Below are 8,506 nucleotides of genomic sequence, written 5' to 3'. Positions count from 1 at the left end.
ACACTGGCCGGTGCTTTTTTCTCAAACCGCGCTAGAACTTCTGCCCACATTGCTTTCGTCACCCTGACTGGAGTTTTGTGGGATTTTATCAAAGACCTTGAAAGGGCTGCCTCTCAAAGCGCCCTACAAAAAAAGGAGGCCAGAAAGGCGCCAGAAAGGGAACCGATTATTCCAAGCCAGGGCCAAGGAAGCAGTCCCTGCCTTTTCTGTTGCTAATTTTTGCCTCAACTAATTACGCGAGACTGTTTTCTGACCCGTCATATTAATATCTTTTCTCGGAAACGCCTGATCATAAATCCAGTTGAAATGGATGGTTGCTTCTTTGTTGTTTCCCGCCACAGAAAGAGTTGTATCAAAAGTGTACCATTGACCATTTTGAACTCCGTCATCATCATTCATTTCCTTCCAACCGGTGTCAACCGCTGATACAAGCGCCAGTTTTATATTGCCTTTTGAACGACCATTGTCTGCCGCCCGCACCCTCTTCGTCCTAATAGAGAATAACGTGCCAGTTGATGACCACGAGTATTCCAATTCGATTTCGGCCCACGCATCGCTCCCGCTAGCCCTTATAGTCACTATTGAACTTGTTTCATTATCAACAGACATTATATTCATCTCCTTGACATGAAAGTCTTGGTAGACATCGCTACCAAGACCAACTCGAAAACGCCAAATTACTCTCGCAACATCGATAAACACTTAGACGTAGCAATTGAGGGGGCGCTCCCGGATGGAGCGTCAATCACAATAAACAACAGGCAATCTGTGCGCGCACCTGTCAACTCTCACAGGGCCGACCAACGGCTCCCCGGGACACAACCAAGGCAAGTGTCATTGCTACAACAAATCCTTCGTCATCTTCTCCGAACAACCCCATCTCCTCCTGTAGGAAATGACAGTGCGCAATAACGTCTAGCAACAAGTGCATACCCATTAATTCTTCCTGGCTATAAAACCCACGCCAAAAAATCTTTCCAATCCATCCCTTCCCGCAAAGCTCACATCCGCTCCAGCAAACGCCCCCACCCATTCCCACCTCGATAATGCCTTCTCCACTCACCCCCTACCGCTGCAACCGAGCACCGTGTACCCCCATGAACCTACGCACCTTCATCTGGAGCCACTGCCTCAACTCCAGGCTCGCCACGAATGCCCTGACCCGGCTGCACAAGGCGCTGTCATCCCTGGCCGCCTATCTGGCCCAGCAAGGCTTCGATTCCAACATATGGCCCGCCACCCGTGACGAAGCCACGCTGGACCGTCGCCTCAACAACGTGTGCCCAGAGCTGGCCGCCACGGTGTTCAGCCACGCCCGCGAAGGCATTATCCTGGTCGACCCATTCGGTCGGGTCATCGCCGTGAACGAGGCCTTCACGCGGCTCACCGGTTACGGGCAAGAAGAGATCAAGGGGCGCGAGCTGAACTCCCATCGCATGGTCCGCCGCCTCACCGCGTTTTACGCGCCGATGAAAAACGCATTGGATTTCCACGGGCATTGGTCCGGTGAGATTCAAAGCAACCACAAGGATGGCCGGGAGATGACGTCGCGGATCAGCATCAGTGCGGTGCATGATCGGCACGGCAATGTTCAGCACTACGTGGCGCTGCTCGGCGACATGACGCAGATGAAGCAGCGGCTGCAGTTGCTGGAGCGGGATGCGCGGTATGACGCGCTCACGCAGTTGCCCAATCGGTTGTTGTTGGCCGAGCGGATGCGTCAGGCGTTGGGCAAGGCGCGTATTTATCAGCAGAAGGTGGCGATTGCGTTTATTGATCTGGATGGGTTCAAGGCGCTGAACGACAGCTACGGGCATGACTGGGGGGACCGGGTGTTGCAGATTGTCGCGGCGCGGATCAATGCGACGTTGCGGGAGGGCGATACGTTGGCGCGGTTGGGTGGCGATGAGTTTGTCGCGGGGCTGGTGGGGTTGCAGGCGGTGGAGGACAGCGAGCCGTTGCTCAAGCGGATGCTGGCGGCGGCCAATGCGCCGATTTTGATTGGCGCGCAGACGGTGGAGATCGCGGCGAGTATCGGGGTGGCGTTTTACCCTGAGCATGGGCATGAGATCGACGGGCTGATCAGTAAGGCGGATCAGGCGATGTATCTGTCGAAGAAGGCTGGCGGTAATCGTTTGGCGTTTTGTCCGACGCGGTTTATTTCGGTCAATAGCGAAGCCTGACGGTGGTGCCGAGGGTTCGTTCGCTGCCGGTGATGACGCCGTAGTCGCCGGTGCCGAGCAGTGAATAGACGGCGGTGATGTAGTTGCGGTCGAAGACGTTGCGCACCCAGCCTTCCACTTCCCAGGCGCGGTCCTGGCTGCGCAGGCCCAGGCGCAAATTGGTGAGGCCGTAGCTGGGTTGATAGCTGCCTTCGCCGCCTTCGAGGGTGCCGGAGTAGCCGGTGCGAAAGCTGTAGTCGATACCGCTGAAGGCTTCCAATCCGTAGGGCAGCGGATGGGTGTGGTCGAGGCCGCTGCTGAGGTTCCATTCCGGCGCGTTGTAGAGGCGCTCGCCGCTGAGGTCGCAGGTCCATTGGCCCGAGGCCGGTGGGCACGGGGCGTTGGGGAAGCTGCGGTAGCGGGCATCGCTCCAGGCCAGGCCCAGGCGCCCAGTGAGTCGGGGGGTGAGTTGCCAGGCGGAATCGAGTTCGATGCCGCGCAGACGGACTTTGCCGACGTTGATCAGGTTGTCGCGCAGCGGTGGCGCGAACAGCGACGTCGGCGGGCTGTAGGTAAGCGCTTGGTAGTTGTCGACGTCGGTCTGGTAGACGGCGAGGTCGAGCAAGGCACGCTCATCCCAGAACCGCGTTTTCATGCCCAGTTCCAGTGAGGTGGCCCGCTCGGGTTCGAAGGTCGGCGCGGTGAACGGACCGACCACGTCGAAGTTGATGCCGCCGGCCTTGTAGCCCCGCGACCAGCTGACGTAGCCCATCACCGCCTCGCTGAAGCGGTAGCTGGCGCTGAGGAGGCTGGAGACGTTGTGTTCTTTTATCGAGTCCTCGCGGTAGTAATCACCGCCGAGGGCGATGTCGCGCAGCAATTGCCCACCGGCCTGGAACACTGGTGGCAAGCCGGTCAGCGGGGCGAGGTTGCTGACGTCGCGGGAGATCCAGCCGTCCTTGCGCTCCTGGCTGTAGCGCAGGCCGCCGGTGAGTTCCAGCGGGTCAATCGGGCGCCAGGAGAGTTGACCGAAAACCGCTCGGCTGTCGCCCTTCTGCTCGCCGTCGTAACGTTGCCGGGCGCCGTCCAGCAGCATGGCCGGCACCTGGCTCGGATCGGTGATGTTGATGCCCAGTTTCTTCAGTTGCTCCAGTTGATCGCCGATGAACCAGGACGCGGCGTCCTTGCCGTATTCGGCGTCGATCTGCCGGTCGAGCTGCTGGCGCAGGTAGTAAAGGCCGGCGACATAGTCGACGGACGAGCCGGCTGTGCCGGACAGGCGCCATTCCTGGCTGAACTGCCGGTGGCCCAGCGCGGTTTCGGATTGGATCACCGACAGCGCGGTGCTGTCGCTGTCGCGGGTGGCGCGGTAGTCCCAGTCGCGGTAGGCGGTGATGCTGGTGAAGCGCATCGCCTCGTCGAGGTCCCAGTTCAACTCCAGTGAGACGCCGTTCTGCAGGGTTTGCGGATGGCCCGGCGCGTCGATGCGGGACTCGCGTTTGTAGGGGTCGGGCTCGGTCAGTGGATAGCCGAGGAACTTGGCGCGTTTGCGGGTTTGCTCGCCGTAATGATTGACCAGCAGGACGTTGCCGGCTTCGTTTTGCTCGGCATAGTCGGCGATCAAGCGGGCGCTGAAGTCAGGGTTCGGCGTCCACAGTAGTTGGCCGCGCAGGCCTTGGCTGTCGGCGTCGCCGAGGCGGCTGCCGTCTTGCAGGTTTTCCACGGCGCCATCGGAGGCGCTGTCGAAAACGTTGAGTCGCCCGGCCAGCACGTCGTCTTGCAGTGGCCCGGAAATCGTCCCGCGATATTCCCGCAAACCGCGCTCGCCGTAGCTGGCTTCGAGGTTGGCTTCGGGCTGGAACGTCGGTTGTTTGGTGATGATGTTCAGCGCGCCGGCGGTGGTGTTTTTGCCGAACAAGGTGCCTTGCGGCCCGCGCAAAACTTCGATGCGTTCGATGTCCATCAACTCGGTGAAGGCCATGCCCTGGCGCGCCTGGTAAACGCCATCGACGTAGGTGCCGACGCTGCCTTCCAGGCCATCGTTGTAGGCGGTCGCGCCGAAGCCGCGCAGGCCGAAGCCGGCGTAGCGGGCGTCGTGGCCGGACACTATCAGGCCCGGCACGCGTTGTTGGATGTCTTGCAGTCGATGCAGACCGGCTTCGTCCAGTTGATCGCCGTAGAGGACGTTGATCGGGATCGGTACGTTTTGCGGATCTTCCTCGCGGCGGCGGGCGGTGACGGTGGTTTCGTCGAGCGTGAGGACGGTGGGTGCCGTTTGTTCGGCCTGGACCTTCGCCCAGGGCACCATCGAAAGGCTGCCGAGCAAAAGCAGTCGGTAACCCCAACCCTGCACGCTATTGCTCCCGAGCCATCGCCGGACCCGCCGTGTCCGCGCAGGCCAGAGCCTTGACGCACGCCAGCAATTCGCGGCTGTCGGCAGGCTTGAGCAGTACTGCGTCGAAGGCCAGGTCCTGTGGATAGTTCTCCGGCCTGCGTGGCGGCACTGCGGAATAAAGCATCACGGGTAGATCGCGCGCAGCGTCGCGCACTTGGCGCAGCAGTTCCCAGCCGTCCATACCGGGCATCATCTGGTCGCTGATCAACAGGTCGACCGACTGTTCCGCCAGGCAGGCCAAGGCGTCTTCGCCGTTCGCCGCCATGCTCACGTCGAAACCGTAACCGGCCAGCAGGTCGTAGAGCCATTCGTTGTTCTGTTCGATGTCGTCCACCAGCAGGACGTGTTTGCCCTGGCCGTCGAATGGCGTGGCGTTGTTGTCGACGATGCCGTTTTCGAGGTCGTGTTCCTCGGCGTATTTGAGTTGCAGGCGAAAACTGAAGTGGCTGCCCTGCCCCGTGGTTTGGGGTTCGAGGCGGCTGTCCATGCGTTCCAGCAGTTGCGTGACGATGGACAGGCCCAGCCCGCTGCCTTCGAAGCGCTGGGCATTGCGGCCGCGGCGGAACGGTTGCAGCAGTTGTTCGAACTCTTGCGGATCGATGCCAATGCCGGTGTCGATCACGCTGAAGCGCAGTTCCACGGTGTCGGTGCTCGCACCTGAAGAAGCGCTCACTTCGAAACGGATCTGGCCGTTGCGAGTGAATTTCGCCGCGTTCGCCAGGAGGTTCATGAGGATCTGCCGGAGGCGTTTGAAGTCAGCCTCTACGAGGGGTGGCAGGTCATCCGCCAGCACCGCCTCAAAGGTGTTGCCCTGGCGTGCGGCGAGAAAGCCCGCTTCGTCTGCGATCTCGTTGAGGAAGCCGTACAGATAACCCGGCGCGAGGCTCAGTTGCATCTGCTCCAGCTCGCCATGGGAGAACTCGAGCATCTCGTCGATCAGCTCCAGTTGCTGGCGGGCGTTGCGCTCGATGGTGGCTTGATAGTCGCGATTGGGGCCGGCGTGCAGCAGCCGCGCGTAGTCGATGATGCGCACCAGCGGCGAGCGCAGGTCGTGGCTGATCCGCGCCATCAACGCGCTGCGCGCCGCCAGGGATTCGCGCAACTGCGACGTGCGCAGCGCCACGGTGCTTTCCAGGCGTTCCTGTTCGGCCTGGCGTTGTTGGTCGAGGGTGGACAGGGCGTTTTTTTCGCGGTTGCGACTGCGGGTGACTTCCATGATCAACGTGCACACCAGCAACGCCACGCCCGCCAGGGTGGACGATAAGCTGTATTTGCTTTGCGGCGACTGCCAGGGCAATTGCTCCTGGGGGAAGAACAGCCGCATCAGCAATTGCCCAAGCAACAGCGCCGGCACCAGCCAGGCCATCCAGTTGTAGGCCAGACGCCTGCGCCACGCCATAAACAAGGTGGGGAGCAGCGCGCCGTAGAAACTCATCAGCGAGATTTGGACAATTAGCGCGCCCTGGACCGGGTCGGCCTTGAGCCACCAGAGTCGGCCGAAGACACAGCCCAACAGCGGCACCCAGTAGCTCCAGCCAATGATCTTGGGCAGTTGGGAAACCTGCAATAGCACGCGCATGTAGGCCAGGAACAGGACGATCGAGGTTGCACTGGCGAAGGTCAGCAGCTCGCGTGTCCAGCCCAGTGCGCTGGGCCAGTGGATCAGGTAGCCGTTGAGGATGCAGGTCAGCAGGATGTAGCTCAGGACTGCGCCGGCGTTCACGGTGAGCAGTCGGGAGCGCAGGATCCAGCCGACGATGAAGCCGAACGGCACGACCAGCAGGACGATGCCGAGGGTGAGCCCGTCGCTCAAATAAGTCTGTTGCTGACTGCGCAGCAGCGCCGGTTCGGACCACAGCTCCGGCTCCAACAGCATCTGGAAATTGCTCGCCACTCGGACGAACACCGTGGTGCTCTCCCCCGCCGCCAAGGACACCGGGAACGCCGGCTGACGCGTCGCCGGCCGGGGCCATTCGGCCAAGGGATAGGCGGCTCCGCCGTGGGCAACACGTCCCGGTTGGTAGACGCGGATGTCTTCCAGGCGCGGTGCGCCAACCACCAACAGGCGCGAACACACCGCAGCGCTTGAGTTGGTCAGTTGTAATTTCAACCAGAATGCAGAGCGGCTGTAGCCTTGGGTCGGCCAGCTTGGGGTCGCGGCTTTGAAATCGGCGTCAGGCCGTTGAGCGATTTGTTCCAGGCTCAGGTGTGCCTGGGTGTCCTCGAAAATCTGCGCTACCGGCATCAGGTTCAGATAGTCAGTGCGGCAGATATCCACAGACGCCGCATGCGCCAGGCCTGTGGATAACAACGCTATCGTCAGCAATAAAACCTGTAGGAGCCGCATCAGGCGCGCCCGGCCAACTCGGTTTCGGTGATGCCCAGGGCTTGCTGGCGAAACTGGCTGGGCGTCATGCCGATTCGCTGGCGGAAGGCCGTGGTGAAGTTGCAGGCGTTGCGAAAGCCCACCAGTTCGGCAACGTCTTGCACGCTCATGGCGCTTTCGGAAAGCAGATCCTGGCCGCGCCGCAGTCGTGCGTCGCGAATGTAGGCGAACACTGTCAGCCCCAGGTGCTCGCGAAAAATCCGCGAGAGACGCTTCTCATGGGTGCCGACTTTTTGCGCCAGTTGGACCAGGGACGGCATGTCATCGAGGTGGTCTTCGATCAACCGCATCGCGGCGCGCAGGACGATCTCGTCGCCTTCCGGCTCCGGATCGACGGGGTTGTGTTGATGGGTGGGCGGCGCGCGCCAGGTCAATTGCAGGTGGATCTTGATACGCGCCAGCACTTCCTCGGGCGCGCAGGACTTGGGGATGTAATCCACCGCGCCCACGGTGAGCCCTTCCAGGCGTTCGATGGAGCTGTTGGCTGAAGACAGGAACAGGATGGGCGTGTGCCGGGTCGTCGGCGCCTCGCGCAACAGCCGGCACAGGCTGAAACCGTTCATGTGCGGCATGTGCACGTCCAGCACGATCAAATCCGGACGCAAGGCCAGTGCCCGCTGATAACCCTGGTGGGCATCGCTGGCCAGGGAAACGCGCCAGGGCTGCGCCTTGAGCAGGATGAGCGTTGCGCGGATATCCTCCGGGACGTCGTCGATCAGCAGAATATGCGGCGGCTCGGACGACACCGCCGCGCTTGCCTCCAGAGCCGCCCGCCTTTCGTATCGTCCGTCGTCCATTCGCTACGTTCTCTTATCGTGCGTTTGCCAATTAATTGCCGGAAAGCAACGGTATCGCAACGCAAAATCGATGGATCGGTAAAAATCGTTACACCAATAGCGGCAGGTGCGGCGAAGACTTGAAGGCGCCGATATGTCCATGGCCGCTATGCTGAGGCGATTCCACTTCGACAGGCAGGCTTTGATGATCCAGTGCAAACGCGCCTATGAAACAGCCAGCGCCGCGGATGGCGTACGGGTTCTGGTGGACCGGTTGTGGCCGCGCAATTGCCGCAAGGATGCGTTGGCGATTGCGCAGTGGCTGCCGGAGGTCGGGCCTCCCCATGAATTGCGCAAGGCGTTCAAGGCGGGGGCGGTTTCGTTTGCCGAGTTCAGCGTGGCGTATCGGCGTGAGCTGGCGGCGCGGCCAGAGCATTGGTGGAAGCTGGTGGATATTGCGCGGGATGGGACGCTGACGTTGGTGTATGCGGCCAAGTCGACGGTTGAGAATAATGCGGTGGTGTTGGCGCAGTGGTTGGAGGATGAAGTGGATAAACGGGCGGAGGGGAGTTCGTCGGTTTGTTATTTGTCTGAGTTTCCGGAGCGCTGAGTCACTGAACTACCTGTGGGAGCGAGCTTGCTCGCGATAGCGGTAAACCAGCGGCCATTGATGTTGCCTGACCTGGCCCTATCGCGAGCAAGCTCGCTTGTATGTTTAGACTTGAAGGGGTGGGCGGGACTAAAAGCTCGATTCCGACTCTAGCCAGTACGGACCGTGGGAGACTTC

At 61.0% G+C, this 8,506-nt stretch carries 7 protein-coding genes; 3 read left to right on the top strand and 4 right to left on the bottom strand.

Annotated features, from left to right (window positions below):
• Window positions 1-216: hypothetical protein (locus ASC85_RS33320; protein WP_236712410.1), on the top strand; the 216-nt coding region annotated here is incomplete at its 5' end.
• 12 nt (window positions 217-228) lie between these two features.
• On the opposite strand, the gene ASC85_RS32375 is transcribed toward ASC85_RS33320, so the two are convergent.
• A complete protein-coding gene (locus tag ASC85_RS32375) occupies window positions 229-609 on the bottom strand; it encodes a hypothetical protein (protein WP_156395711.1) in 381 nt (126 codons plus the stop codon).
• 488 nt (window positions 610-1,097) lie between these two features.
• On the opposite strand from ASC85_RS32375, the gene ASC85_RS25940 reads away from it, so the two are divergent.
• A complete protein-coding gene (locus ASC85_RS25940; RefSeq protein ID WP_057451921.1) occupies window positions 1,098-2,183 on the top strand; it encodes a sensor domain-containing diguanylate cyclase in 1,086 nt (361 codons plus the stop codon).
• Here the strand turns inward: ASC85_RS25940 and ASC85_RS25935 are convergent.
• The 3 genes from ASC85_RS25935 to ASC85_RS25925 are packed head-to-tail and all read right to left on the bottom strand — an operon-like array spanning window position 2,167 to window position 7,740.
• A complete protein-coding gene (locus ASC85_RS25935; protein WP_057451920.1) occupies window positions 2,167-4,515 on the bottom strand; it encodes a TonB-dependent receptor in 2,349 nt (782 codons plus the stop codon). The two genes, ASC85_RS25940 and ASC85_RS25935, sit on opposite strands and share 17 nt — an antisense overlap.
• A 1-nt stretch (window position 4,516) precedes the next feature.
• On the bottom strand, window positions 4,517-6,904 hold the full coding sequence (locus tag ASC85_RS25930) for a hybrid sensor histidine kinase/response regulator (RefSeq protein ID WP_057451919.1): 2,388 nt from the start codon (window positions 6,902-6,904) through the stop codon (window positions 4,517-4,519).
• Window positions 6,904-7,740, bottom strand: a complete 837-nt coding sequence (locus tag ASC85_RS25925; RefSeq protein ID WP_236712409.1) for a response regulator transcription factor — start codon at window positions 7,738-7,740, stop codon at window positions 6,904-6,906. The genes ASC85_RS25930 and ASC85_RS25925 overlap by 1 nt, the downstream gene beginning before the upstream one ends.
• A gap of 184 nt (window positions 7,741-7,924) precedes the next feature.
• On the opposite strand from ASC85_RS25925, the gene ASC85_RS25920 reads away from it, so the two are divergent.
• Entirely contained in the window at window positions 7,925-8,329 is a 405-nt protein-coding gene (locus ASC85_RS25920; protein ID WP_057451922.1) for a DUF488 domain-containing protein, read from the top strand.
• Window positions 8,330-8,506: the final 177 nt, after the last annotated feature.

The organism is Pseudomonas sp. Root401 (assembly GCF_001425105.1).
Lineage (GTDB): Bacteria > Pseudomonadota > Gammaproteobacteria > Pseudomonadales > Pseudomonadaceae > Aquipseudomonas > Aquipseudomonas brassicacearum.
This window is presented reverse-complemented; position numbering and strand designations above follow the sequence as displayed.

What these genes read in the sequence shown, in the direction of transcription:
- ASC85_RS25925 (WP_236712409.1), bottom strand. Translation starts at nt 7,740, where the DNA reads ATGGACGACGGACGATACGAAAGGCGGGCGGCTCTGGAGGCAAGCGCG.
- ASC85_RS25940 (WP_057451921.1), top strand. Translation starts at nt 1,098, where the DNA reads ATGAACCTACGCACCTTCATCTGGAGCCACTGCCTCAACTCCAGGCTC.
- ASC85_RS25930 (WP_057451919.1), bottom strand. Translation starts at nt 6,904, where the DNA reads ATGCGGCTCCTACAGGTTTTATTGCTGACGATAGCGTTGTTATCCACA.
- ASC85_RS25920 (WP_057451922.1), top strand. Translation starts at nt 7,925, where the DNA reads ATGATCCAGTGCAAACGCGCCTATGAAACAGCCAGCGCCGCGGATGGC.
- ASC85_RS32375 (WP_156395711.1), bottom strand. Translation starts at nt 609, where the DNA reads ATGTCTGTTGATAATGAAACAAGTTCAATAGTGACTATAAGGGCTAGC.